The organism is Streptomyces sp. NPDC001401 (assembly GCF_042895385.1).
Classification (GTDB): Bacteria; Actinomycetota; Actinomycetes; order Streptomycetales; family Streptomycetaceae; genus Streptomyces.
Genome location: NZ_JBIAWI010000020.1, coordinates 82,860 through 107,389 on the forward strand (window position 1 = coordinate 82,860; position 24,530 = coordinate 107,389).

Annotated in this window: 25 protein-coding genes; 10 read left to right on the forward strand and 15 right to left on the reverse strand. The window is 70.8% G+C overall.

Going from position 1 to position 24,530, the window contains the following annotated elements:
- Positions 1-7 precede the first annotated feature (7 nt).
- Complete coding sequence (locus ACFY10_RS44250) at positions 8-733, reverse strand: methyltransferase domain-containing protein (protein ID WP_390671025.1); 726 nt, start codon at positions 731-733, stop codon at positions 8-10.
- A 96-nt stretch (positions 734-829) separates the two neighbouring features.
- On the opposite strand from ACFY10_RS44250, the gene ACFY10_RS44255 reads away from it, so the two are divergent.
- On the forward strand, positions 830-1,225 hold the full coding sequence (locus ACFY10_RS44255) for a nuclear transport factor 2 family protein (protein ID WP_390671026.1): 396 nt from the start codon (positions 830-832) through the stop codon (positions 1,223-1,225).
- A 4-nt stretch (positions 1,226-1,229) separates the two neighbouring features.
- On the opposite strand, the gene ACFY10_RS44260 is transcribed toward ACFY10_RS44255, so the two are convergent.
- The 6 genes from ACFY10_RS44260 to ACFY10_RS44285 all read right to left on the reverse strand — a co-directional run bounded on the left by ACFY10_RS44260 (position 1,230) and on the right by ACFY10_RS44285 (position 8,160).
- Positions 1,230-1,835, reverse strand: a complete 606-nt coding sequence (locus ACFY10_RS44260) for a DUF1353 domain-containing protein (RefSeq protein WP_390671027.1) — start codon at positions 1,833-1,835, stop codon at positions 1,230-1,232.
- Between the two features lie 128 nt (positions 1,836-1,963).
- Positions 1,964-3,865 carry a hypothetical protein gene (locus ACFY10_RS44265; RefSeq protein ID WP_390671028.1) on the reverse strand — a complete coding sequence of 634 codons (1,902 nt, stop codon included), beginning with the start codon at positions 3,863-3,865 and terminating at the stop codon, positions 1,964-1,966.
- Positions 3,866-4,163: 298 nt separating this feature from the next.
- Positions 4,164-4,934, reverse strand: coding sequence for an SDR family NAD(P)-dependent oxidoreductase (locus ACFY10_RS44270; RefSeq protein WP_390671029.1), 771 nt, complete (start codon positions 4,932-4,934; stop codon positions 4,164-4,166).
- Complete coding sequence (gene hisD, locus ACFY10_RS44275; protein WP_390671030.1) at positions 4,931-6,232, reverse strand: histidinol dehydrogenase; 1,302 nt, start codon at positions 6,230-6,232, stop codon at positions 4,931-4,933. Before hisD ends, ACFY10_RS44270 begins: the two co-directional genes overlap by 4 nt.
- 27 nt (positions 6,233-6,259) lie before the next feature.
- The gene (locus ACFY10_RS44280) at positions 6,260-7,198 is read right to left on the reverse strand and encodes a VOC family protein (RefSeq protein ID WP_390671031.1); all 939 of its coding nucleotides are present in this window, start codon (positions 7,196-7,198) and stop codon (positions 6,260-6,262) included.
- Positions 7,195-8,160: a fumarylacetoacetate hydrolase family protein gene (locus tag ACFY10_RS44285; RefSeq protein WP_390671032.1), complete on the reverse strand. Its 966-nt coding sequence runs from the start codon at positions 8,158-8,160 to the stop codon at positions 7,195-7,197. The genes ACFY10_RS44280 and ACFY10_RS44285 overlap by 4 nt, the downstream gene beginning before the upstream one ends.
- A gap of 232 nt (positions 8,161-8,392) precedes the next feature.
- Here ACFY10_RS44285 and ACFY10_RS44290 point away from each other — a divergent pair, with 232 nt between their 5' ends.
- From ACFY10_RS44290 to ACFY10_RS44325, 8 genes are all read left to right on the forward strand, one after another.
- Entirely contained in the window at positions 8,393-8,698 is a 306-nt protein-coding gene (locus ACFY10_RS44290) for an antibiotic biosynthesis monooxygenase family protein (RefSeq protein WP_390671033.1), read from the forward strand.
- Between the two features lie 34 nt (positions 8,699-8,732).
- Positions 8,733-9,857: an FAD-dependent monooxygenase gene (locus tag ACFY10_RS44295; protein ID WP_390671034.1), complete on the forward strand. Its 1,125-nt coding sequence runs from the start codon at positions 8,733-8,735 to the stop codon at positions 9,855-9,857.
- Positions 9,854-10,858 carry an amidohydrolase family protein gene (locus tag ACFY10_RS44300; RefSeq protein WP_390671035.1) on the forward strand — a complete coding sequence of 335 codons (1,005 nt, stop codon included), beginning with the start codon at positions 9,854-9,856 and terminating at the stop codon, positions 10,856-10,858. Before ACFY10_RS44295 ends, ACFY10_RS44300 begins: the two co-directional genes overlap by 4 nt.
- A complete protein-coding gene (locus ACFY10_RS44305; protein ID WP_390671036.1) occupies positions 10,855-11,832 on the forward strand; it encodes a cyclase family protein in 978 nt (325 codons plus the stop codon). Before ACFY10_RS44300 ends, ACFY10_RS44305 begins: the two co-directional genes overlap by 4 nt.
- An 8-nt stretch (positions 11,833-11,840) precedes the next feature.
- Positions 11,841-13,247, forward strand: a complete 1,407-nt coding sequence (locus tag ACFY10_RS44310) for an FAD-binding oxidoreductase (RefSeq protein WP_390671037.1) — start codon at positions 11,841-11,843, stop codon at positions 13,245-13,247.
- 3 nt (positions 13,248-13,250) lie between these two features.
- Positions 13,251-14,207, forward strand: a complete 957-nt coding sequence (locus ACFY10_RS44315; RefSeq protein WP_390671038.1) for a fumarylacetoacetate hydrolase family protein — start codon at positions 13,251-13,253, stop codon at positions 14,205-14,207.
- A gap of 152 nt (positions 14,208-14,359) precedes the next feature.
- Complete coding sequence (locus ACFY10_RS44320; protein WP_390671039.1) at positions 14,360-15,361, forward strand: LysR family transcriptional regulator; 1,002 nt, start codon at positions 14,360-14,362, stop codon at positions 15,359-15,361.
- Between the two features lie 38 nt (positions 15,362-15,399).
- Positions 15,400-16,167: an SDR family NAD(P)-dependent oxidoreductase gene (locus ACFY10_RS44325; RefSeq protein WP_390671040.1), complete on the forward strand. Its 768-nt coding sequence runs from the start codon at positions 15,400-15,402 to the stop codon at positions 16,165-16,167.
- Here the strand turns inward: ACFY10_RS44325 and ACFY10_RS44330 are convergent, their stop codons facing one another.
- From ACFY10_RS44330 to ACFY10_RS44365, 8 genes are all read right to left on the reverse strand, one after another.
- Positions 16,168-16,833 (reverse strand): DUF402 domain-containing protein, encoded by a 666-nt coding sequence (locus ACFY10_RS44330; protein ID WP_390671041.1) that lies wholly within the window; start codon positions 16,831-16,833, stop codon positions 16,168-16,170.
- 67 nt (positions 16,834-16,900) lie between these two features.
- Positions 16,901-18,340 carry an MFS transporter gene (locus tag ACFY10_RS44335; RefSeq protein ID WP_390671042.1) on the reverse strand — a complete coding sequence of 480 codons (1,440 nt, stop codon included), beginning with the start codon at positions 18,338-18,340 and terminating at the stop codon, positions 16,901-16,903.
- Positions 18,341-18,520: 180 nt separating this feature from the next.
- Positions 18,521-19,777: an RNA polymerase sigma factor gene (locus tag ACFY10_RS44340; RefSeq protein ID WP_390671043.1), complete on the reverse strand. Its 1,257-nt coding sequence runs from the start codon at positions 19,775-19,777 to the stop codon at positions 18,521-18,523.
- A complete protein-coding gene (locus ACFY10_RS44345; RefSeq protein WP_390671044.1) occupies positions 19,774-20,112 on the reverse strand; it encodes a YciI family protein in 339 nt (112 codons plus the stop codon). Before ACFY10_RS44345 ends, ACFY10_RS44340 begins: the two co-directional genes overlap by 4 nt.
- Positions 20,109-20,861 carry a YciI family protein gene (locus tag ACFY10_RS44350; RefSeq protein ID WP_390671045.1) on the reverse strand — a complete coding sequence of 251 codons (753 nt, stop codon included), beginning with the start codon at positions 20,859-20,861 and terminating at the stop codon, positions 20,109-20,111. Before ACFY10_RS44350 ends, ACFY10_RS44345 begins: the two co-directional genes overlap by 4 nt.
- A gap of 93 nt (positions 20,862-20,954) precedes the next feature.
- Positions 20,955-22,013, reverse strand: a complete 1,059-nt coding sequence (locus ACFY10_RS44355) for an LLM class flavin-dependent oxidoreductase (protein WP_390671046.1) — start codon at positions 22,011-22,013, stop codon at positions 20,955-20,957.
- Positions 22,013-22,522 (reverse strand): SRPBCC family protein, encoded by a 510-nt coding sequence (locus ACFY10_RS44360; RefSeq protein WP_390671047.1) that lies wholly within the window; start codon positions 22,520-22,522, stop codon positions 22,013-22,015. The genes ACFY10_RS44355 and ACFY10_RS44360 overlap by 1 nt, the downstream gene beginning before the upstream one ends.
- A 106-nt stretch (positions 22,523-22,628) precedes the next feature.
- Positions 22,629-23,129 carry a winged helix-turn-helix transcriptional regulator gene (locus ACFY10_RS44365; RefSeq protein WP_390671048.1) on the reverse strand — a complete coding sequence of 167 codons (501 nt, stop codon included), beginning with the start codon at positions 23,127-23,129 and terminating at the stop codon, positions 22,629-22,631.
- 206 nt (positions 23,130-23,335) lie between these two features.
- On the opposite strand from ACFY10_RS44365, the gene ACFY10_RS44370 reads away from it, so the two are divergent.
- Entirely contained in the window at positions 23,336-24,466 is a 1,131-nt protein-coding gene (locus tag ACFY10_RS44370; RefSeq protein ID WP_390671049.1) for a glycoside hydrolase family 19 protein, read from the forward strand.
- Positions 24,467-24,530 lie beyond the last annotated feature (64 nt).

Here is a 24,530-nt window from a genome sequence, read left to right on the forward strand (position 1 = left end):
GCCCTCGTCAGGAGCGGACGGCCACGACCATGCGTACGCGCGGGCTGCCGTCACTGCGCCGCCCGAACTCCGGCAGTGTCTGAAGGCCCACTCGGAACCCGGCCCACTCCAGCTCCCGCCGCACGTCCGCGAGCCGGAAGGCCCGGTAGTACATGACGAACGGCGGCCGCCACAGGGCATTGCGCACCCGCATCACCGCGTCGAAGCCGAGCAGCATCCAGAAGGCGGGGGACGCAAGTCTCGGCGGGGCGAGGATGGGGAAGGCGAAGCGGCCTCCGGGCCGCAGCACGGAGTGGACCTGGGCGAACAGACCCGGCAGCTCCCCGGGCAGGAAGTGCCCGAACGCCCCGAAGCTCACCACCAGGTCGAAGGCGCCGGGACCGAAGGGGAGCGCGCGGGCGTCCCCCCGCACCCAGGACACCCTCGGCCCCGCCGGCCGTACGCCCTGCTGGGCCACGGCGAGCATGCCCGCACTGAAGTCGACGCCCGTGACGCTTCGCCGGCACACCCGCGCCAGCACGTCAGCTCCCGCACCAGTGCCGCAGCACAGGTCGAGCCCGGCGTCGAAGGGCCCGGTCCGCGCCAGCGCCGCAGCGACGGCGTCCAGCACGGAGTCGGGCGTCCGGAAGGGGGTGTGGTCGAACTTCGGGGCGAGCAGGTCGTAGCCGTGCTCGACGGACGACAGCGCCTGGACGGCGAGCTCGCGCAGACTGGGACCTTCGGGGCTGAACATCAGCGCCAGCTTAGGGGAACGCACCGCTGGACACGCCCCCCACGGCTGATTATTCTCATCGGCACCTACTCCACTAGTTCACTATGAGGTGATCCGATGCGCGCGTTCCGCGAGGCGGTCGAGGCAGGTGATCTCGACGCCGTCGAGGCGCTGCTGGCAGAAGACGTCGTCTTCACCAGCCCGGTGGTGTTCAAGCCCTACCCGGGCAGGGCGATCACCGCGGCGATCCTGCGCGCGGTCTCGAAGGTCTTCGAGGACTTCCGCTACGAGCGCGAGCTCGCCGGGGCCGACGGGCGCGACCACGCGCTGGTGTTCACGGCGCGGGTGGGCGACCGCGAGCTGAGCGGCTGCGACTTCATCCACCTCGACGAGGAGGGCCTGATCGACGAACTGACCGTCATGGTGCGCCCGTTGTCCGGTGCGCAGGCCCTGGCGGCGGCCATGGGCGCCCAGTTCGACCGGATCGCCAAGGAGGCGGAGGCGCGGTCCTGACGGCTCAGCCGGTCCTGAAGAGCAGCTTGGGGTGGTTCGGTTCCTTCCTGAAGGCCTTCAGCACCAGGTAGAGGAACTTCTCGATCAGCCAGAACAGGACGAGCCAGACGCTGATCACGACGGCCGGCACGGCCAGGAACGCGGCGGTCGGAACGGCGACCAGGAGCCATCCCGCGGCCCTCTGCAAGACCGCACGCGAGCGGACCGCCCGCCACATCCCGCCGTTTCGCACGGCCTCCCACATGCCACCGGCGCGGACCCCGGCCCACATCACCCAGCGGCGGGCCAGCGCCACGTCGAGTTCCTTCATCGAGACGCGGAAGATCGTGTCGGCCTCGGCCCGCCGCACCGAGTCCTGCCCGCACAGGTAGTCGTGCAGAATGGCCGATCGGGTGTACACGCCGTAGCGCGGAAACAGCCAGACGAAGGCACGCGGCACCGACGCGAAGTCCGTCTCGAGCGGGACGGGGATCCGAATGGGGTCGGTCCTGCCCCCGTGCTCGAGATCCTCCGGGTTCTTGTAGGAGAACTCCTGCTGGAGCTCCCACAGCTTTCCGGCCACCGTCGCCTTGACCACCACATCACCGGTGAAGGGATCCGTGCGATCCATGCTGCCCGCCTTCCTCGGATCGAGTCCCGCACCGGAGATATAGCCGCAAACCCACCGCGGCAAGCACCGGGGACCGGCCGGAACCGTGGGCGCCCGAGGCGGGACGGTTTCCGGCCGGTGCGCCGAGGTCAGGCGACGGTCAGCGTGATCGCCCCCGTGTACGTCTTGCCGGCGGTGATGGCAACCTCGGTGCCGTCCACGGTCATCGTCACCGACTTGCCGAGCGGCGCCCCCACGGCGGCGTCGGAGGCGAGGGTGAGCGCGGTCAGGTACGAGGTAGCGGTGACCGTCCACTTGGAGCCGCTGTTCAGCTTGACGATGGCGCCGTTGTTGACGGCGGCCTGCACGGTGTTGGTGACGATGCCCAGCTCGTAGAAGGTGGACGAGTCGATGCTGGAGACCCGGTGCTTGGCCTTCGTCGCCGAGATGACGCCCTCCACCGTCGCGTCCTCGAAGGTCAGGACCATGTTCTTGCCCTTGCGCATGCCGTTGTAGAAGTCGCCCCGAAGCGCGATGGAAGCGAAGGTGGCGGCCGCGTCGGCGGTGTGGACGGCGGTGGTGTCGAAGGTGGAGTCCTTCGTGGGCTCGCCGGTGGGCTCGGTGTAGACGCCGGTGTTCATCATCTTGCCGTTGACGTTGACCGGGCCCGGGTCGTCCAGCTCGATCATCTGAAGGATGATCCCGTCGCGCGGGTTGAGACGGGCGCCCTTGGAGCCGTCGACGGTGATGGCGGTCTGCTGGCCCTTGTTGAGGAAGGTGGCCCGTTCGGAATTGATGACGGTGCCGCCGTCGAGGGTGAGCGTGCCGGCGCCGAAGAACATGTAGCCGAAGTGGCCGGAGTTCACGACCGTGTTTCGGGCCGGGATCGACGCCAACTCGCCTGCCGTCAGCCCCAGTTCCAGCTCGGTGTCGAGCGCGGCGACGGCGTCGGCGGTGCTGTCGCCGTAGTGCACGACCGCGGCCGGCCCGGCGATGATGGTGGCGTAGCTGCCGACGTCGAAGCGGGAGCCCAGGACGCGGACGGTGGCGTCGCCGATGGCGTAGGTGCCGTAGCCGTACTCCCCGGTGTTGCCGACGTGGCTGTTGACCGCGGTCAGCTTGAGGCCGCTGCCGCCCTCGACCGACAGGGCACCCCAAGTCTCCGAGAACACCGTGGAGTTGAGATAGGTGGCGGTGCTGTTCTTGCCGATGAGGTTGGTGGCGCGGACGGTGCCGTCCAGGCCGAGCATCCAGGGCACCGACTCCATGTACGGGGTCTCGACGGTGGCCTGGTAGTCGGCGGGCAGGACGCCGTTGCGGCAGCGGACGGAGGAGTTCTTCACGACGACGCTCGCGCCGTCGTTGGAGATGACTCCGGTGCGCACCACACCCTTGTTGCTGATGCGGGCGCCGTCGACGACCAGCCTGGTGGAGGAGCCGTCGCCGACCACCGCGGCACCGTACCCGGCGAAGTCGCAACGGCCGTTGCCGGTCAGGGAGATGGCGGGCCGATCGAGGGTGTAGGTGGCGTCCTTCACGTACACGCCGTCGAAGCACTCGCCGGTCGAGGTGATCGACACGTTTCTGGCGAGGGTGTCGGTGAGCTTGCCGCCGAGGACGGCCGCGAGGACGGACTTGTCGCGCACGACTCCCTCGCCGTCGACGTACAGCGCCTGCCGGAAGGGGAAGGTGAGGGTCTCATAGGTCACCTCGTTCGCCGCGGCGACGGTGAGGACGACATCGCCCTGGTAGGTGCCCGCCCGGATGAGGGTCGCGGTGCCGCCGGTCTCGGTCAGGAGCTGGCCGGTCTCCACGCCGTCGACGGTCAGGGAGATGCTGTGGCCGTCCGGGGCGACGATCCTGCCGCCGTCCGCGATGGTCAGCCGGCTCACCCGGGTGGTCGCGGAGAGCTCGTACGTCTCGCCGGAGCCGACGGTGATCTGCGTGCCGGACGCCGTCGGAGCGGCGGTCGCGGAGCCGACCGGGACGAGCAGGGCTCCGGCGGTCGCCGTACCGGCGATCAGTAGGGAGCGTCGGGTGATCAGCGTCATTGCATGCCTTCCCACGGAGAGGGTGAGCCGTTGCGGAGTGTGACGAACCAGCCGTCCGATGCGCGGCTGCGACGGCTCGGGCCTGGGCACCTGAGGTGCACATGAGGGAGTGAAGCAGCCCCGGGGAACAGGGAATAGGCGGTTCACACACGCATTGCGGAACCCGATGCCTCGGATCGGGCGGCCTGGTTCATGGCGATGACACAGAGTGGTCACAGGGCTTGATCGTGGGCATGCAGAACGGCGAGGCGGGCGGCTGACACGCCGTCCACCTCGCCGTTAGCAGAGCCCTGTCCGTCTACGCCGGTGCGATCATCCCCGCCGACAGGTCGATGTCCGCACCGCACAGCCCGGGCATCGCGAGCATCGCCAGCAATGCGCTCGCCACCTCGTCCTCCTCGACCAGCCGGCCCAGGGCGGCGCGGGAGGCGAAGTCGCGTTCGGCCTCCTCGACCGTGCAGCCGGTCAGGTCGGCGGTCAGCCGGAAGTTGCGGTCCATGCGCGGGCCCCGGACCGGGCCGGGGGAAAGGGAGTTGACCGCGACGCCCCGCGGGCCGACCTCCCCGGCCAGCGTCCGGGTCAGCCCCAGCAGCGCCATCTTGGAGGCGGTGTACGGGGTGCGGTTAAGCAGCGGGCGCTTGCCGCTGACCGAGGCGACGTTGACGACGTCGCCCCGGCCGGCCTCGATCATCGGGGGCAGAAAGGCGCGGCACATCAGGTAGACGCCGCGGACGTTGATCGCGAACACGTCGTCCCACTCGTCCGGTTCGACGTCGACGAGCGGCCGCACCGGGCCCGCGATGCCCGCGTTGTTGACGAGCAACGACACGTCCTCGTCGGCCAGTTCGGCGGCCAGTCGCCCGACCGAGGCGGGGTCGGAGACGTCGCACACCGCCGTACGGGCCTTGCCGCCCTCCTCGGCCACCCGGGCCGAGGCGTCCGCGAGGGCCTGTTCGCCGCGGCCGACGAGGATCACGCGGGCACCCGCGCCGGCCAGGGCCAGGGCGAAGGCCCGCCCCAGCGGGCCTCCCCCGCCGGTGACGAGCGCCGTACGCCCGTCCAGGTTCACGCCTTGTTCCACGGCAGCTCGTCCCCGGCGGCCTTGGCGGCGCGTACGTCGCCGGAGCGCGCATGGCCCTCGAACAGCTCGACGCGGGCGGCGCGCCCGCACAGCCGGCCGAGCAGGGCCTGCGATTCGGTGTCGGTGACCTCCTGGTAGGTCACGGTCTTGAGGTACTTCCCCACCCACAGGCCGCCGGTGTAGCGGGCGGCGCCACGAGTCGGCAGCACATGGTTGGTGCCGATGACCTTGTCGCCGAAGGACACGCAGGTGCCCTCGCCGAGGAACAGGGCGCCGTACTGGGTCATCTTCTCCAGCGCCAGGCGCGGCTCGGCGGTGAGCACCTCGACGTGCTCGAAGGCGAACTCGTCGGCGAGTGCGTACAGTTCGTCGATCGTGTCGACGATGTGCACCTGGCCGTGGTCGCGCCAGGCGGGCTCGGCGTAGTCGCGGGTCGGCATGCCGGGCAGGATCCGCTCGACCTGGGCGATGGTCTTCTCGGCGACCTCGCGGGAGGTGGTGATGAGTACCGCCGGGGAGTCCGGGCCGTGCTCGGCCTGGGAGAGCAGGTCGACGGCGCAGACGAAGGGGTCGGCGTGCTCGTCGGCGAGGACGAGGATCTCGGTCGGTCCGGCGAACAGGTCGATGCCGATCTCGCCGAAGAGCTGCCGCTTGGCCTCGGCGACGTAGGCGTTGCCGGGCCCGGCGATCAGGTTCACCGGCTGCATCGAGTCGGTGCCGACGGCCATCGCGGCGACCGCCTGGACCCCGCCGAGCAGCCAGATCTCGTCCGCGCCCGCCAGATGCATGGCGGCCACGGTGGCGGCCGGGATCTCGCCGTGGATGGGCGGTGTGCAGGCGACCACGCGCGGCACGCCCGCGACGTTGGCGGTGACGATGGTCATGTGGGCGGAGGCGGTGAGCGGGTAGCGGCCGCCGGGGATGTACGCGCCCGTGGCCTGCACCGGGATGTGCTTCTGGCCCAGCCGGACACCCGGCAGCGTCTCCACCTCGAACTCCCGCAGGGAGTCGAGCTGATGGCGGGCGAAGGTGCGCACCTGTTCCTGGACGAAGCGGATGTCGTCGATGACCTGCTGCGGCACCGAGGCGACGATCTTCTCGACCTCCTCGGCGGACAGCCGGAAGGAGTCGGGGCTCCACCTGTCGAACTTCTCGGAGTACGCGCGCACGGCCGCGTCGCCGCGCTCGCGGATGTCCGCGATGACGCCGGCGACGGTCTCGCGCACCTGGCCGAGGGAGGCGGTGACCTCCGCCTTGGGTACGGCGTGCTTCAGGATCTCTGCCACAACTGCGGCCTTTCTGCGGGTGGTTGCTCAGACGGGCGGCGCTTCGAAGAGCACGTCGGGGTCGTTGAACTGCTCCTTGGCGACCGACTCGCTCATCGGGTCGGCGGTGCCCCACTGGTCCTGGGTGATCGGGTCGTCGACGTCGTGGCGGCCCGGGTGCCACACGTCCTCTTCGAGGACGGCGAGTTCGGTGGTGTACTCGACGGTGTTGCCGTGCGGGTCGTGGAAGTAGGAGAAGGTGTTGTCGCCGGCGAGGTGGCGACCCGGACCCCAGGTGAGCCGGGTCCCGGCCCGCAGCGCCCGCCCGGTGCCGCGCATGTACTCCTCGACGCCGCGCATCTCGAACGACGCGTGGTGCAGGGAGGCATGGGGGCCGCGCGCGATGGCGAAGGAGTGGTGCAGCGGGCTGCACCGCAGGAAGTACATGAGGTCGCCCATGTGCGTGGAGAACAGGGTGTCGGTGAGCCGGAAGCCCAGATGCTCGAGGTAGAAGTCGCGAAGCGCCTGCGGGTCCTGGGAGTTGACCACGCAGTGCGAGAGCCGGACCGGGACGGCCTCGCGCTCCTCGATCCTGCGGTGGGTGCGGGTGGCGACGTCGGCGGACACCTCGACGACGCGTCCGTCCGGGTCGAAGAACCGGAAGCCGTATCCACCACCCGGGGTGTCCAACACCCTTGGTTCACCGAGGAGTTGAACTCCCGCCCGGCCCAGCCTCACCGCCAGCTCATCCACCGCGGCCGGGGAGACGGCCCCGAAGGCCACCAGGTCCATCCGCTTCCGCTCGTCCTTGCGGATCCGCACGATGTACTGCTCGGGGCTGCCCTCGGCGGCGAAGAACGCGATGCCGCTGTCGTTCGCGACCTCCGTCAGGCCCCAGGTGCTGCCGTAGAAGGCGCGCTGGGTGTCGAAGTCCGGTACGGCCAGGTCGACATGGCGCAGATGGGTGATGGGCTGGAAGCTGCTCATACGTGGCTCCTGACGGTGTTGCGCTGGTGGCCCAGACCGGTGATCTGCGACTCCATGACGTCGCCCGGCTTGAGGAAGACGCCCCAGTGCGCGCCGTTTCCGGCCGGGGAGCCGGTGAGCAGCAGGTCGCCGGGGCGCAGGGTGGTGGTCGTGGAGACGTACGCGATGAGCCGCGGAATGTCGAAGATCATGTCCTTGGTGGACTCGTCCTGGCGGACGACGCCGTTGTGGCGGAGCGTGATCCGCAGGTCGTTCGGGTCTCCGACGAAGGCGGCCGGGACGAGGAAGGGGCCGGTCGGCAGGAAGGTGTCGGCGTTCTTGGCGGTGAACCAGTCGGTGCCGATGGCCTTCAGATCGGGCCGGTAGAGGCGGTCGCGGGTGGTGAGGTCATTGCAGATCGTGTAGGCGGCGACGTGGGACATCGCGTCCTCGACCGGAATGTCCCGGCCCGACTTGCCGATGACCAGGGCGAGTTCGAGTTCCCAGTCGTGCTGCTCACCGAGCCCGGGGAGCACGATGTCGTCGTATGGGCCGGTCATCGCGCGCGGTGAGCCGAGGAAGACGTACGGCACCCCGCCCCGGATCCGCTCGTCCATCATCTTCTCGGCGTCGGCGCGGGCCTCCTCGGGGGTGGCACCGTGCACGCTCTCTTTCTCTGCGGCGACCAGATCGACCACGTGTTTGCGGTAGTTGGCGCCGCTCTGCAGGATCTGGCCCGGTTCGAACGGGATCAGGACGCGCAGTCCGGCCAGGTCGTGCCAGGTGCCGTCGGCCGAGGCGGCGAGGTCGTGGAGGCGGGGCAGCCAGGCGTCCCAGTCCTCGACGATCGCGCGCACGGAGGGCACCTGGTCGGACAGGCCACGCACGCGTGCCCCGCTGACCAGGCCGGGGAAGGTGCCGGCGCTGCTGCTGAAGGTGCCGAGCGCGAACGGTCCGGCGTGGGTCGGTAGTGGATCGGGCACGGGCGGCTCTCCTCGTACGGATGCGGGGGCTCACCGTCGACGCTAGGCAGCCGGGCGGGCCGGCGGAAATGGCCGTTCACGATGGCTGCCATCAGCGGCCCGCCCAGGCCCTGAACTGGGCCTCCATCGCCGTACGGGATGCATGACGTCCCCCTTGCCGATGCCTCGATCCGTTGACCCTGCATCGACCTCCGATCAGGCTCGGAGCACCCCACCACCCGAGGAGTAGCACGTGGTCGTCGAGCATGCCGAGCTGACCGTCGAGGCCGGCCGGGAAGCGGAGTTCGAGGAGGTCTTCGGCAAGGCCCGCGAGGTGCTCGCGGAGGCCGACGGGTTCCGCTGGGCCGAGCTGCTGCGGTGCGAGGAGCGACCGCGGACGTATCTCCTGCTGGTCGGCTGGGAGTCGGTCGAGGCCCACACGGTCGGGTTCAGGGAGTCCGAACGCTTCAGCCGCTGGCGGGCCCTGGTCGGACCGTTCTTCGCCGAGCCGCCGGCCGTCGAGCACTACCACGAGCTCGGGCCGCGCTTCGCCGGCTGACTCCCCTCTTCTTCTACGTTCGCAAGGATCGCCCATGCCCGTACAGAAGGTGCTCGTCGTCGGCGGCGGCATCACCGGAAGCGTGCTCGCCCTCGCGCTCGCCCAGCGCGGCACCGAAGTGGACCTCGTCGAGATCTCCCCCCAGTGGTTCGGTGTGGGCCACGGCATCACCCTCCAGGGCAACGCGCTCAAGGCGCTGCGCTCGGTGGGGGTGCTGGATCGGGTGCTCGCCCGGGCAGTGCCGTTCGACCTCATGCGGCTGCGCCGGGCCGACGGCGGTCTGATCACGCAGCTGTCCACCCCGCACACCGGCGGGCCGGACCTGCCGTCCACTGCGGGCGCGCTGCGCTCGGACCTGCAGAACGCGCTGTGCGACGCGGTCTACGCGCAAGGGGTGCAGGTCCGGCTCGGGCTGACCGCCGAGCGGCTCGACCACTCGCCCACCCACGTGGACGCGACCTTCACCGACGGCTCCGTCGGCCGCTACGACCTCGTGGTCGGCGCCGACGGCATCAACTCGGCCATGCGCGGGCTCATCGGCATCACGGACAGGCCGCGACCGGTCGGCATGTCGATCTTCCGGGTGGTCGCACAGCGCCCCGCCGAGATGGACTGCGCGGAGGTGTATTACGGCGGTCCCCGCTTCAAGGCCGGCTACAGCCCGATCTCCGCCGACCAGTGCTACGCCTACCTCCTCGACGAGAACCTCGACGCCTCGCTGATCGGCCCGCGCGCCCCGCTGGCGCTGATGCGGGAGCGCGGCGCCGGTTACGCCGGCACCTGGGGAAAGGTCATCGCCTCGCTGCCCGAGGACACGGCGGTCGACTACCGCTGGATCGAGGCGGTCCTGGTCGACGAGCCCTGGCACCGGGGCCGCTCGATGGTCATCGGAGACGCCGCGCACGCCTGTCCGCCGCTGATCGCGCAGGGCGCCGCCATGTGCATGGAGGACGCGGTGCTGCTGGCCGAACTGGTCACGGGCGATGCGCCGTTGGAAAAGGCCCTGGAGCACTTCATGTCCCGGCGGCTGCCGCGGGTGCGGATGGTGCTGGCGAACTCGCTGCAGCTGGCCGAGTGGGAGATCAACCCCCGGACGCCGGGTGCCGATCCCGCCCGCATCATGTCGGAGACGCTCGAGTCGCTGACGGCGGCGGCATGAGCACGCCGGTCGTCGACTTCCACGGCCACCTGGCCGTCCCCGCCGCCGACGCCCTGGTGGCCGGCACACCCGGACTGGCCGCCGAGCTGGCGGCCGAACAGCGCGCCCACTCCCCCGCGTCACTGGCCGCCAACCGGGCCCAACTCCAGCGGCTGGCAGGGAAGTTGACCGATGTCACCGAGCGCCTCGCCGACCTCGACGCGATGGGCGTCGACCTCCAGGTGGTCGGACCGATGCCGATGCACCACTACTGGGCGGACCCGGACCTCGCGGTCCGCCTGGCCCGCACCGTGAACCAGGCGGTGGCCACGCACTGTGCCCGCGCGCCCGAGCGGCTGTTCGGGCTGGGCACGGTCCCGATCCAGCATCCCGATCTCGCGGTCGCCCTGCTGGACAAGGCCGTCACCGAGTACGGCCTGTACGGGATCAGCGTGTCGACGACCGTCGAAGGGCGGGAACTGGCCGACCCGCTCCACGACGAACTCTGGCAGAAGGCCGAGGAGTTGGGCGCCGTCGTCTTCGTCCACCCATGGGGGTGCTCGCTCGGCGAGCGGCTGGCGACCCACTACCTCGGCAACACCGTCGGCCAGCCGGTCGAGACGACGGTCGCCCTCTCCCACCTGATCTTCACCGGGGTGCTCGACCGCTACCCGCGCCTGAAACTGGTGGCCGCACACGGCGGCGGCTATCTGCCGACCTGCATCGGGCGCTCCGACCACGCCTGGCGGGTGCGCGAGGATGCGCGCGGCTGCGCCGACGTGCCGAGCAGCTATCTGCGGCGCATGTGGTTCGACGCGCTGGTGTACACCCCGCGCGCCCTGCGCCACCTGGTCGAGGAGGTGGGCGCCGACCGGGTCGTACTCGGCACCGACCACCCCTTCGACATGGGCGTCGACGACCCGCTGGCCCGCCTGGACGCCGCCGGCCTCGCCCCCGCCGACCGTGCCGCCGTCGCCGGGGGCAACGCCCTCGACCTGCTGCTGAAAGGACGTACCCGATGACCCCCACACCCCTCGGCCCGATCGAGGAAGAGCTCGCCAAGGCCCGTGCCGCGTACCGGAACTGGGGCCGCTGGGGCGAGGACGACGTGCTGGGCACGCTCAACTTCATCGACGACGCGATCCGCGCCCATGCCGCCGGGCTGGTCCGTCGGGGCCGGTCCTTCTCCCTCGCGCTGGAGTTCAACGAGTCGGGCCCGCAGCGCGGTTTCCGCGGCCGCATCAACCCCGTCCACTACATGAAGGACACCGGCTCCGACGCGGCGGCAGGCACCCAGGGCTTCCCGCACGGCTTCGGCGGCGCGGACGACCACATCGTGATGCCGCTGCAGGCCTCCACGCAGTGGGACGGGCTGGGCCACATCTACGACAACAAGCAGGCCTGGAACGGCCGTCCGTGCACCATTGTCAACGGCGACGGCGACTCGGTCACGGGGATCGAGCACATGAGGGACGCGTTCACCGGGCGCGGGGTCCTGCTGGACGTGGGCCGCGCGGTCGGCGACGAGCAGGGTGAGCTCCCGGACGGATTCCCCGTCCTGGAGGAGCACCTGCGGGCCACCGTCGAGGCGCAGGGCGCGACGTCCAGCGTCCGCCGCGGCGACCTCGTCCTGGTGCGGACCGGACAGATCGGCCGGGTGCGGCGGTTGGGCGCATGGGGCACCTACGCCGCCGGTGACGCGCCCGGCCTCTCCTTCACCACCCTCGGCTGGCTGCACCGTACGGAGATCGCGGCGATCGCCTCCGACACCTGGGGTCTGGAGGTACGCCCGTACGAGTTCGCCGAGTCCGCGATGTCCCCGCTCCACCAGATCGCGATCCCCAACATGGGGCTCCCGCTGGGCGAGATGTGGGACCTGGAGGCGCTGGCCGAGGACTGCGCGGCCGACGGCGTCTACGAGTTCCTGCTGGTGGCGGCGCCGCTGCCGGTCACCGGCGCGGTGGGCGCGCCCGTCAACCCGATCGCGATCAAGTGAGTACGCCTGTGACTGCAATCAATCGGGGGACGACCCCCGAACCCCCGCACGACAACCGCTTCACCGGCACCCTCCACCTCCCCGGCGACGAGGACTTCGAGGAGGCCTGCTTCGGGCGGGTCTTCAACGCCCGCCGCCCGTCGGACCGTTCACCGGCCGCCGTGCTCGAGGCGATCACCGAACAGGACGTGGTCGAGGGCGTCCGGCTGGCCCTGGAGCGCGGCTGGCAGGTCGCCGTGCGCTCCGGCGGGCACAGCTGGGCCGCCTGGTCGGTGCGCCAGGACGCGCTGCTGATCGATCTCGGGGGCTTTCGTGAGCTGGCGTACGACCCGGCGACCGGGCTCGTGACCGCGACGCCCAGCGTGCGGGGCGGCGACGAACTCAACCCGTATCTCGGTGAGTTCGGGCGGTTCTTCAACGGCGGGCACTGTCCCTCCGTCGGTATCGGCGGTTTTCTTCTGCAGGGCGGGCAGGGCTGGAATGCGCGCGGGTGGGGGTGGGCGGCGGAGAACATCGTGGCGATCGACGTGGTCACCGCCGAGGGCGAGCTGGTGCGTGCCGACGAGACGCAGCACAGCGATCTGTTCTGGGCGGCGCGCGGGGCGGGGCCCGGCTTCTTCGGCGTGGTCACCCGCTTCCACCTGCGCACCCGCCCGCTGCCCAGGCACCTGGGCCACACGGTGCACGCGTATCCGCTCGACCTCTTCGACGAGGTCATGACCTGGCTGCACGGCATGCACCACACGGTCTCGGACCTGGTGGAGATCGTCGCCCTCACCCAGACACCGCCCGGCCTCGACGAGCCCGTACTGCTGGTCACGGGCGTGTCGATGACCGACACCCCGGAGCAGGCGGCCGAGGCGCTGGCCCCGCTGCACGCCAACCCGTACGCGGACCGGGCCCTGTTCCGCATCGAGGCCCAACCCACCACGCTCGCCGAACAGTTGGCGGGCCAGCGCACCGCCAACCCCGAGGGCCACCGCTATCTCGTCGACAACGCCTGGCTGACCGGGCCGGCGTCACAGGTGGTGCCGGCCATCCGCAAGGCGTTCACCGAGCACCCCACCCGGCAGACCTTCACCATCTGGTTCTCCATGGCGCCGCTGCGCGAACTGCCGGACATGGCCTTCTCGTTGCAGTCCGAGATCTACTGCGCCACCTACGTCGTCCACGACGAGCCCGGGCGCGACGCGGAGCTGCGGGCCTGGCTGGACGAGGCGATGGCGGCGATGCAGCCGGTGACCGCCGGCCAGTACCTCGGGGACTGCGACTTCACCGTGCGGCAGCTGAGGTTCATGGGCGAGGAGCAGTGGCGGCGCCTGCAGGAGATCCGCGCCGCCCGCGATCCCAAGGGCCTGTTCGCGGGCTATCTGAGCGCCGGGGCCGTCACCAACACCAACCACTGGGAGCACTGAGGCATGCGTTTCGCGACATACGAGTACGAGGGCGAGGAGCGCGCCGGGGTGGTGCGGGACGGAGTGATCCATCCGTTTCCCGAGGGGGTCACCGTCCTGACGCTCATCGAGCAGGAGGTCCTGTACGCCGCCGGAGTCGAAGCACTGCAGAATGCCAGTGATTTGACGGTGGATCAGGTACGGCTGCTGCCGCCGCTGAAGCCCCCGTCCATCCGTGACTTCGTCGGCTTCGAGGCGCACATCGAGGGGGTGTCCAAGTCCCTGGACGGGCTGGAGCATGTGCCCGAGGAGTGGTACCGGGCGCCCAACTTCTACTTCACCAACCCCCATGCGGCCTACGGCGCCCACGACGACGTACCCGTCCCATCAGGCTGCTCAGTGCTCGACTTCGAGCTGGAGGTGGGTGCGGTGATCGGACGCGCCGGCCGGGACCTCACGCCCGAGCAGGCTCGCGAGCACATCGTCGGCTACCTGGTCTTCAACGACTGGTCGGCGCGCGACCTGCAGAAACCGGAGAAGAACCTGGGCCTCGGCTTCTCCAAGGGCAAGGACTTCGCCAACACGATCGGCCCCTGTCTCGTCACCGCGGACGAGGTCGAGGACCGGCGGGACGCGGACGGCTTCCTCGACCTGGAAATGACCGTCACCCTCAACGGCGAGCTCATCGGCCGCGACACGCTCGCCAACTGCTCATGGACCTTCGAGGAGATGATCGCCTACGCCGCCCGCGACACCTGGGTGCGCCCCGGGGACATCCTCGGCTCGGGCACATGCGGCTGGGGAGCGCTGGCGGAGTTCTGGGGCCGTCTCGGGGAGCGCACTCCGCCGCCCCTGTCGCCGGGCGACCAGGTCACGCTCAGCGTGGAGGGGCTGGGCAGCCTGTCCAACCGCGTCGTGCCCGGACGCACGGACGCCTACCTCCCCAGGGCGCGCAAGCGCGGGCGCACTCCCCGGCCGTAGCGCCACCGCCCTCCTGACCTGCACACATCCAGGGATCCGATGGCTGCTATCGGATCCCTGTGAGTTGCCTCCAGGGCCCTTCCTCGACGGGAGGGGCGTGGTTACGCTCCGGTTTCACCGAGCTTCAACGACGCGGCCGGAAGGAAACACCCATGGGTCTGGGAGCCATCGACCTGAATCTTCTGGTGGCGCTGGAAGCCCTCCTGGAGGAGAAGAACGTCACGCACGCGGGCATGCGGCTGTCCACCAGCCAGTCCGCGATGAGCGGTTCGCTGGCCCGGCTGCGCCGGCACTTCAACGACGAGCTGCTGGTGCGGGTGGGCCGGGAGTACGAGCTGACGCCGCTGGCGGAGCGGCTGCTGCCGGTCGTGCAGGCCTCGCTGCACAAGGCGGAGGAGGCTTTGTCGCTGACCCGGCACTTCGACCCGCACCGCAGCCGGCAGCGCTTCTCCGTCGTGATGTCCGACTACGTGATGACGGTGCTCGTGGAGCCGCTGCTGCGGGTGATCGCGGAGGAGGCGTCCGGGGTCCGGATCGACTTCCACCCCATCGTGGACGGGCAGCTGGAGAACGAGACGCATCTGCGCTGCCACGACCTGATGATCGTGCCGCTCGGCTACCAGCTGCCGGGAGTCAGCGAGGCCGTGATGCACGACCGGTTCGTGTGTCTGGTCGACCCGGACAACCCGCGCCTGGTGGACGGGCGGCTCGGCCTGCGCGACCTGGCCGAGATGCCGCACGCCGCCTGCGCCCTCGGCAAGAGCCACACACCCGCCGAGCGCCAGCTCGAAACCCTCGGCATCACACCGAAGGTGCAGGTCAGCACGCCCGGCTTCAGCGTGCTGCCGTTCCTGGTCAGCGGCACGGACCTGGTGGCGATGGTGCCCGAGCGGCTCGCACGGCGCTACGAGGGCTTCGCGCACTGTGCCGTCGTACCCACGCCGTTCCCGGACGTACCGCTCGTGGAGGCCATGTACTGGCACCACAACCGGCACTCCGACCCCGCCCACCGGTGGCTGCGCGAGACCGTGCGCCGGGTCGGGGCCTCGCTGGACGAGCCGTCGGCCGCCGCGGCCGCCCCGGCCGAGGAGATCGCGGCCGTGGATGCCAACCATGACGAACACGCGTTTCCGGAGCTGACCGCGGCTTCCTAGCGTGGACGGGAGACACCCCCGTACCCCCAGGAGGAGCCGTGAGCCGTACGCGTCTGGCGGGCCGCACCGTCGTCGTCACCGGAGCCGCGCAGGGCCAGGGAGCCGCCGAGGTGACGGCGGCAGCCCAGGAGGGCGCGACGGTGATCGCGACCGACGTCCTGGACGAGGCGGGCGAGAAGCTCGCCGCGGCCCTGCGCGCCGACGGCCTCGACGTCGCCTACCGGCACCTGGACGTGTCGTCGCCGGACGACTGGGCGTCGCTGGCCGGCGATCTGGAGGTCGTGCACGGCCTGGTCAACAATGCGGGCATCCCGATGCGGGCCCGCCTCGGCGAGGTCGAACTCGCTGACTGGAACCGGGCGTTCGCGGTGAACACGACGGGCGCCCTGCTCGGCATCCAGGCCCTGGCCCCGCTGATGCCGGCCGGATCGGCCATCGTGAACGTCGGCTCGGTCGCGGGCCTGACGGCCCACCACGCGGTCGCGTACACGACCAGCAAGTGGGCGCTGCGGGGCCTGTCGAAGGTCGCGGCGCTGGAGCTGGCGCCGCGCGGCATCCGTACGAACGTGATCCACCCGGGCTATATCGAGACCCCGCTGATGGCCTCCGCGAACCCGGTGTTCGTCCAGGCGCATCTCTCGATGACGCCCCAGGGCCGCGGCGGCACCGTCGACGAGGTGGCTCCGCTGGTGGTCTATCTGCTGTCCGACGAGGCGTCGTACGTCAACGGTGCGGAGATCACGGTCGACGGCGGGTACGCGGCGCACGGCGGGGTGAAGGCGATCACGAACGCACTCGACGCGTAGTCAGGGAAGGCCGACGGTCAGGGTGCCTGTCGGCAGCGAAGGGGACGGCCAGTGGGGCTCCGAGCGCCAGTTCCGCCAGACCGCGTCGGCCGCGAAGGGGCCCGTTCTCTCTTCGATCATCGCCGTGGCTTCCTCGCGGGCCTTCTCGACCGCCCGGTGATCGGCCTCGCTCACGACACCCAGCCGGCGGCCGTGGGCGTACTCGTCCTCGTCCTTCCATCGCCACTGCGAGAGGTCGGGGGCGATCACCAGGTCCAGGAGGAGATCGAAGGTGTCGAACCCGATGGCTGTGCGGCGCATCGGCTGCTGGAAGTTGACGTACCAGTACGACAGTTGATGGCCGTCGGACGGATCGTAGAAGGCGTTCACGCTGAACCAGGCCTCCGGTGGGACCCACTGCAGAAGGGCCGTGCTCCGCCACGACCAGCGGTCGAGCTGCCAGTGCCCGCCTGCCAGGTGCGGCAGCGCCCGGGCCCGTGCGGTTTCGTCGCCCGTCAGCAGCCACTCGATCCAGGTCGTCGGCGCCAGCGCTTCCGCGCCCGGCCGACACCCCAGGACGAGCGCTTGGGTGCCGTCCTCGACCACGCGCAGCGCGTGCGCGCTCCACACCTGGCCACGGAACACATCACGTCGCACCGCCGTCTCGCCCGGCCGCCACTCCCGCATGGCTCACCTCCCGGCACCACAACGCCCCGCATCCGTGCGAAGGTTCCACTCCGCCCCAGCCAGGCGATCACGAACGCACTCGAGGCCTGCGGACCTCGGCGGCCGCAGCGGGCTGCGTCTGCTGCACGCGCGGCGTGCGGAGCAGGACGAGCGCGCAGGCCAGCCCGGCCGCCGCGAGAGCGAGGCATGCCGTGAACGCCGTCCGGTAGCCCTCGGTCAGGGCCGCGAGCCGTTCCGGGCCGCCGCTGTGGGAGAGGGCGACGGAGGTGACGACGGCGACCCCGAAGGCCCCGCCGATCTGGAAGGCCGCGGTGTTGATGCCGGAGGCCACCCCGGACTCCCGCTCCCCCACGCCGGTCAGGGCGGCGATGGAACCGGCCACCGCGCAGGCGCCGAGGCCCGGTCCGAACAGCAGCAGTCCGGGCAGCAGGTCGCGGACGAAACCGCCGTCCACCGGCACCCTGGCCAGCAGCAGGCTGCCCGCGCCGACCAGGGCCAGTCCGCCGACGGCGACCGGGCGGGCGCCGATGCGGGTGACCAGGGCCTGCCCGGCGTAGGAGCCGACGACGGCGCCGACCGGCATCACGACGTTGGCGAGGCCGAATTGCAGCGGCGAGTAGCCGAGGACGCCCTGCCCGTACTGGGACAGGGTGTACGACATCCCGAAGGCGCAGGCGCCGAGCAGGAAGACGACCAGGTTGCCGCCGCTCACCGTGCGCGCACTCAGCAGGCGCGGGGGAACGAGGGGTGCCGTGGACCGGGCCTCGATGCGGATGAAGACCACGGCGAGCAGCACGGCCGCGGCCAGCAGGCCGGTCGTGCGCGCCGACAGCCATCCGGCGCGGGGCGCCTCGACGACGGCGTACACGCAGACGACGAGCGCCGCGGTGGCGGTGAGTGCGCCGGCCGGGTCGTAGCCGCCAGAGCGTGCCCCGGCGCGGCTCTCGCGCAGCAGGAGAGGACTCAGGACCAGCAGGAGCAGCGCGACGGGGACATTGAGGAAGAAGACCCATTCCCAGCCGAGTACGTCGGTCAGGGGTCCGCCGATCAGCAGGGCCGCCGTGGCTCCGAAGCCGCCGCTGCCGGACCAGATGGCGAGGGCCTTGTTGCGTTCGTGGCCCTCCTCGAAGGTGTTCACCAGCAGGGAGAGCGCGCTGGGCGCCATGACGGCGGCCGACACACCCTGTACGGCGCGTGCCGCAATCAGCACTCCGGGGGCCCAGGCGCACCCGCACAGCAGCGAGGACAGTCCGAACAGCAGCGTTCCGGTCATGAAGACACGGCGGCGACCCAGCAGGTCGGCGGTCCGGCCGCCGAGGAGCAGCAGCCCGCCGAAGCTGAGCAGATAGGCGCTCATCACCCACTGGGCGCCGTCCGCGGACAGGCCGAGGCCGTGGGTGATGGACGGCAGGGCGAGCAGAACGATCTGCGCGTCGAGGATCACCATGAACCCGGCGACGCAGAGCAGGGCGAGGGCGTACCAGCGGCGGGCCTTGTCGGCGATCATGGTCAGCCTCCCAGGCGGAGGCCCGCCGGCCAGAAGTCGGGCGTGCCGGGGGCTCCGATGGTCGGACGCGGCCGCCGCAGCGAGGCCAGGAGCCGGCGGAGCCTGCGGGGGCGGGGGGCGTGGGCGGTCATCGGGGCCTCCGGTGTCGTGGGGTTGTTTCACCCCACCGACGAACGGCCCCTACGTGGATCGACACTCCGCGAGCCGCTTTTCCAGAAACCTCCGCTCGGCGTCGTTCTCCGCCAGTTCCAGCGCCCGCTCGTACGCCAGGGCGGCTTCCGTCGTACGTCCGCTGCGGCGGAGCAGGTCGGCGCGGGTGGCGGGCAGCAGGTGGTAGCCGTCCAGGTCGCCTTCGGCCTCCAGTTCGGCGACCAGGGCGAGTCCCGCGTCGGGGTCCTCGGACATGCCGACGGCCACGGCGCGGTTGAGGCGGACCACGGCGGACGGCACGAACCGGGCCAACTCGCCGTAGAGCGCGGCGATATCGGCCCAGTCGGTGTCCTCGGCCGTGGCGGCGGTGGTGTGGCAGGCGGCGATGGCGGCCTGGATCTGGTACGGGCCGGGGCTGCCGCGGCGCAGTGCCGTCTCCAGCAGGGTGGCGCCCTCGTCGATCTCGGCGCGGTCCCAGGCGCTGCGGTCCTGGTCCTCCAGGGTCACCAGCTCTCCGGCCGCGTCCACGCGCGTGTGCCGGCGGGCGTCGTGCAGGAGCAGGAGGGCGAGCAGGCCGAGCGTCTCGGGCTCGTCGGGCATCAGGCGGGCCAGCACGCGCGCGAGGCGGATGGCCTCGGCGCACAGGTTGGTGCGCACGAGGTCGGCGCCGGAGGTGGCGGCGTACCCCTCGTTGAACAGGAGGTAGACGACGCCCAGTACGCCGGTGGTGCGTTCGGGAAGGAGGTGCGCGGGCGGCACCCGGTAGGGGATGCCGGCGTTGCGGATCTTCTTCTTGGCGCGCACCAGGCGCTGCGCCATGGTCGCCTCGGGGACCAGGAAGGCGCGGGCGATCTCCGGTGTGGTCAGTCCCGCGAGAGTGCGCAGGGTCAGGGCGACCCTCGCCTCGATGGGCAGCGCGGGATGGCAACACGTGAAGATCAGCCGCAGCCGGTCGTCCTGGACACCGCTGTCGTCGCCGTCGTAGTCGGGGTCGTACGGTTCCTCGTCGCGCGCGAGCACTGCCGCCTCCCGCAGTTTCGCCGCCCCCACCGCCTCCCGGCGCAGCACGTCGAGGGCGCGGTTGCGGGCGGTCGTGGTCAGCCAGGCTCCGGGGCGGCGCGGCACTCCGTCGCGCCGCCACCGGTCCAGGGCCTGGCCGAAGGCGTCCTGCGCGCACTCCTCGGCGAGGTCCCAGTCGCCGGTCACCCGGATCAGGGTGGCGACGACCTGGCCCCACTCCTCGCGGAAGGCGGCGGCGACGGCCTCCTCGACATCGGGCACGTTCACTCCCAGACCGGCCGCACCTCGACGCAGCCGCCGTCGGAGGCGGCCGGATGCCTGGCGGCCAGGGCGATGGCCTCGTCGAGGTCCGCGACGTCGATGAAGGCGATGCCGGCGAGGTACTCCTTGGTCTCCGCGAACGGGCCGTCGCTGAGCAGGACTTCGTCGCCCCGGACGCGCACGGTGGTGGCGTCGGTGATCGGCCGCAGCCGTGCGCCGCCGGTGACCCGGCCCGCCCGTACCTCTTGGAAGTAGGCGGCGTACCGCGGGTCGGCGGCGTGCTGCGCCGGGCTGTGCTCCTCGCCTCCGGCCGGGGAGCAGAACAGTAGGGCGTACTTCATCGCGCCTCCCCCGGCACCTTCAGTTCCTTCAGATCCTTGAGGGACACGGCGTGCTCGTGGGTGATCAGCCGGCGCAGGCCGATGTCGCGGTAGCCGGTGGTTACGCGCAGTGTGTCGTCGAGCGGGCTGCCGTCGGTGCGGGTGCCGGTGAGCCGGACGAGGGAGTGGGCGAAGCCGATGCTCTCGTCGACGTGGACACGGAGGTCGAGCACTTCGCGGGTGACGGGTCCGGTGACCGACGCGAACAGGTCCTGCAGGGCCTTGCGGTGGGCGTCCAGGCCCTGCCGTTCGTGGCCGTCGGCGAGGTGGAAGACGTCCGCGTCCGCGGCGTAGCAGGCCAGTACCCGGTCGAGGTCGCGCTCCCGGACGGCTTCTGTGAGGTCGGCGTCGAGGGCGCGGATGGCGGTCTCCGGGTCCTCCCCCTCCCACATGGGCCAGAAGGGGCGCACCTCCATGGCGCCGATGGTGGCCACGGGGTGCCTGGCGGCGGCCTCGACGGCCTCCTCCAGGCTGTCGCAGTCGAGGACGTCGTATCCGGCGACGTACTCCTTGGTCTCCGCGAACGGGCCGTCGGTGCGCAGCACCTCACCGCCGCGCACCCGCACGGTGACCGCCTCGGAGGGCAGGGCCAGCCGGTGGCCGTGCAGACGGACGCTGCGGTCGCCGAGTTCCTCCACCCAGGGTTCGACGGGTGCCATGCCCGAGGCGTCGTTGGTGTCGTCGCCGCAGACGAGCAGCATGTACTTCATGGGTCCTCCCGGTCGTCATGAGCTTCCTACACCCCACCGACGAACGGGAACCGCCGCAATCGACACCCCCGGCGAGCCGTCCCCTGGACGGGCTCACTCAGGGCCGTCGGCCTCCCGCACGAGTTCGATCGCCCGGCTCAGGGTGGCGAGCCGGTCGTCCAGGGTCTGCCCGGCCGGATAGAGACGTACGGTGTTCACTCCGGCCTCCCGCCACACGCGCAGCCGTTCGCGCACCATCGGCGCGGTGCCGATCAGTGTCGTACCGAGCACCATTTCGTCGGTGACCAGGCCGGCCGCACCGTCCCGGTCGCCCGCCTGCCACCGCTCGCGCACCTCGGCGGCCGCCTCCGCCCAGCCCTGGCGGCTGTAGGCACGGTTGTAGAAGTTGGTCGACGCCGAGCCCATGCCGCCGAGGCTGAAGGCCAGCTCCTTCTTGCGGCCGGCGACCATCGCGCCAAGTGCCTCCTCGTCGGGGGCGAAGGCGACCTCGGCGCCCTGGCAGACGTCCAGGTCGCCACGGCCGCGGCCGCCGAGGGCCAGACCTTCGTCGAGGTGGGCGAAGTACGCCCCCGCCGCGCCCTCGGGGACGAAGCTGGTGCCGAGCCAGCCGTCGGCGAGCTCGCCGGTCAGCCGGAGCATGGCCGGTGACAGTGCGGCGAGGTAGACGGGGATGTCGTGTTCGGCCCGCATCGACAGGCGCATGGGGATCGCCTCGCCGCCGGGCAGCGGGATGGTGAACTCCCTGCCGGAGTAGGCGAGTTTGCCGCCGTCGAGCACCCGGCGCACGATCTCCACGGTCTCCCTCACCCGGGACAGCGGCCGGGCGAACGGGACCCCGTGCAGCCCTTCCATCACCTGCGGTCCGGAGGCCCCGAGGCCCAGCAGGAACCGTCCGCCGGAGAGGTTCGACAGCGTGATCGCGGTCTGCGCGACGGCCACCGGGGTGCGGGTGCCCACCTGGATGACACCGGATCCCAGCAGCATCCGGTCGGTGAGGGCCGCGTAGTAGCCGAGGGCGGAGGGCGCGTCGGAGCCCCAGGCCTCGGCGACCCAGCAGATGTCGAGGCCGAGCTTCTCGGCCTCGACGACGAAGTCGGCCTGCTCCGACCAGTGTTCACCGCCGGAGGCCTCGATCGTGGTCGCGGTACGCATCACTCCGCCTCCGCCAGCTTCTTGATCTGTTTCAGGGTGACGGTCATGTTGTGCTCGAACTCCCGCATCCGCACGAACACGATCTTCTGCTCCTTCTCCGGCATCCGGTCGATCGCCACGGAGAGACCGGAGCGGCCGGGACCCATCTGCATCCACTCCGACAGCTCGGTGCCGCCGCCTCCCGCGTGCAGCCGGAAGCGCCAGATCGCCGAGGGATCGGCGGGATCCTGCACCGCCCAGGCGAAGACGCGCCCCGGCTCGTACTCGATGACGTACGAGGTGGTGGCCCACTCGCCGAACGCCGCGTGCTTGCTGCGGCCGAGGAACCGGGCGCCGAGCGCCGGTCCGGTGGCGCCGTCGAGCCATTCGACCGACTGGAGTTCGTCGCTCAGACTCGGCATCAGCCCGATGTCGGAGACCAGTGCCCACACGCGCTCCGGCGGGGCGTCGATCCAGGTCCGGACCTCGACGGTGGGTTTGTCCGTGTAGTGCGCGCCGGTCCACTTCACACCGGTCAGCCTCCTCGCCATTAAGGGGTCTGACCATCAGAGTTGCTTTATAGGACTCAACGTGTCAAGGGGGCCGGGGCGCCCGGCGCGGCGCTGCCGGCGATCGTCAGACCGCACCGAACCGGCGCTGAATGTCCGGCCGTTGCCGCAACCGCTCCGGGTAGCCGGGGCCCATCCGCATGGAGGTGTCCTCGGCCCGCAGTGGCTCCCGGCACCCGGCGCAGACCACCTCGGCCTCGGTGTCGTGGCCGCATGCGTCGTGGTGGAAGACGACCGGGGCGCCCGCCTCCTCCGCCAGCCACCGGTCGCCCCACCGGGACATCGCGGCGAGCACACCGAAGAAGTCCCGTCCCTTCTCGGTCAGCACGTAGTCGTGGCGGCGGGGTTCGTCCTGGTAGAGCCGCTTGTCGAGCAGGCCTTCGTCCACGAGGAGGCGCAGCCGGTCGGCCAGCGTGTTGCGGGCGATGCCCAACTCCTTCTGGAACTCGTCGAAACGGCTGATCCCGTAGAAGGCCTCGCGCAGCACGAGGGGCGTCCAGGCGTCACCCACCAGGTCCATGGTTCTGGCTATCGAGCACGGCCAGTTCGAGAACGACGTCCGTTTCATGCCCTCACCATAGCCAGTCCGGTATTGAGACCCAGCTGGTGAACTGCGGCGGCAAGCGGGACCGGGCCGGACCGGCCGCCCCGGTTTCGGCCATCAACTTCACTTCTTTCCTTAAGCCTTGACGGTAGTCGACAGCACCTGCCATGGTCTGGACCAACTTGCATCACCCTCACCTTCCGCAGCACTGCCAAGGAGCGAGGTCCCTCATGCCCACCCCCCACCTCGGTTGGTTCCGCCTCAGACGCTTCACCCTCGTCGCCGCTCTCGCCGCCCTCCTCACCGCGTTGCTGAACGTCACGCCCGCCCTGGCGGCGGACGGTCAGATCACCGGCCTGGCCGGAAAGTGCGTCGACGTGGCCGGAGCCAACAGCGCCAACGGAACCGCCGTACAGCTCTACGACTGCAATGGGACCAGCGCCCAGAACTGGTCCAACCCCGGCGACGGCACCCTGCGGGCGCTCGGCAAGTGCCTCGACGTGGTCGACCGGAGCACCGCCGACGGGGCCGCCGTCCAGCTCTGGGACTGCTCGGGCGGCGCCAACCAGCAGTGGGTGGTCACCGGCGCCCACGACATCGTGAACCCGGCCGCGAACAAGTGCCTGGACGTACGCGACAACACCAGCGCCAACGGCACGCGTCTGCAGATCTGGACCTGCGCGGGCACCGCGAACCAGAAGTGGAACGCGCCCGCGAGCGGCGGAGGCGGAGGCAATCCGTCGGGCTTCGTCGTCAGCGAGTCGCAGTTCAACCAGATGTTCCCGAGCCGGAATTCGTTCTACACCTACAGCGGGCTCACGGCCGCCCTCAGTGCCTACCCCGGCTTCGCCACCACCGGCAGCGACACGGTCCAGAAGCAGGAGGCCGCTGCCTTCCTGGCCAACGTCAGCCACGAGACCGGCGGGCTGGTCTACGTGGTCGAGCAGGACACCTCCAACTACCCCCACTACTGCGACGCCAGCCAGCCCTACGGCTGCCCGGCCGGCCAGGCCGCCTACTACGGCCGCGGCCCGATCCAGCTGTCCTGGAACTTCAACTACAAGGCCGCGGGCGACGCCCTCGGCATCGACCTGCTCGACAACCCCTACCTGGTACAGAACGACGCGTCCGTGGCCTGGAAGACCGGCCTGTGGTACTGGAACACCCAGTCCGGCCCCGGCACCATGACCCCGCACAACGCCATGGTCAACAACGCCGGCTTCGGCCAGACCATCCGCTCCATCAACGGCTCCCTGGAATGCGACGGCAAGAATCCGGCGCAGGTGCAGAGCCGCGTCGACGCCTACCAGCGCTTCACGGCGATCCTCGGCGTGAGTCCCGACAACAACCTCTACTGCTGACCCGGGCTGTCCAACAAGGGGCCGTCATCGGCAGGTTGACCTCCCTCGCCAAGGCGGCTGACCG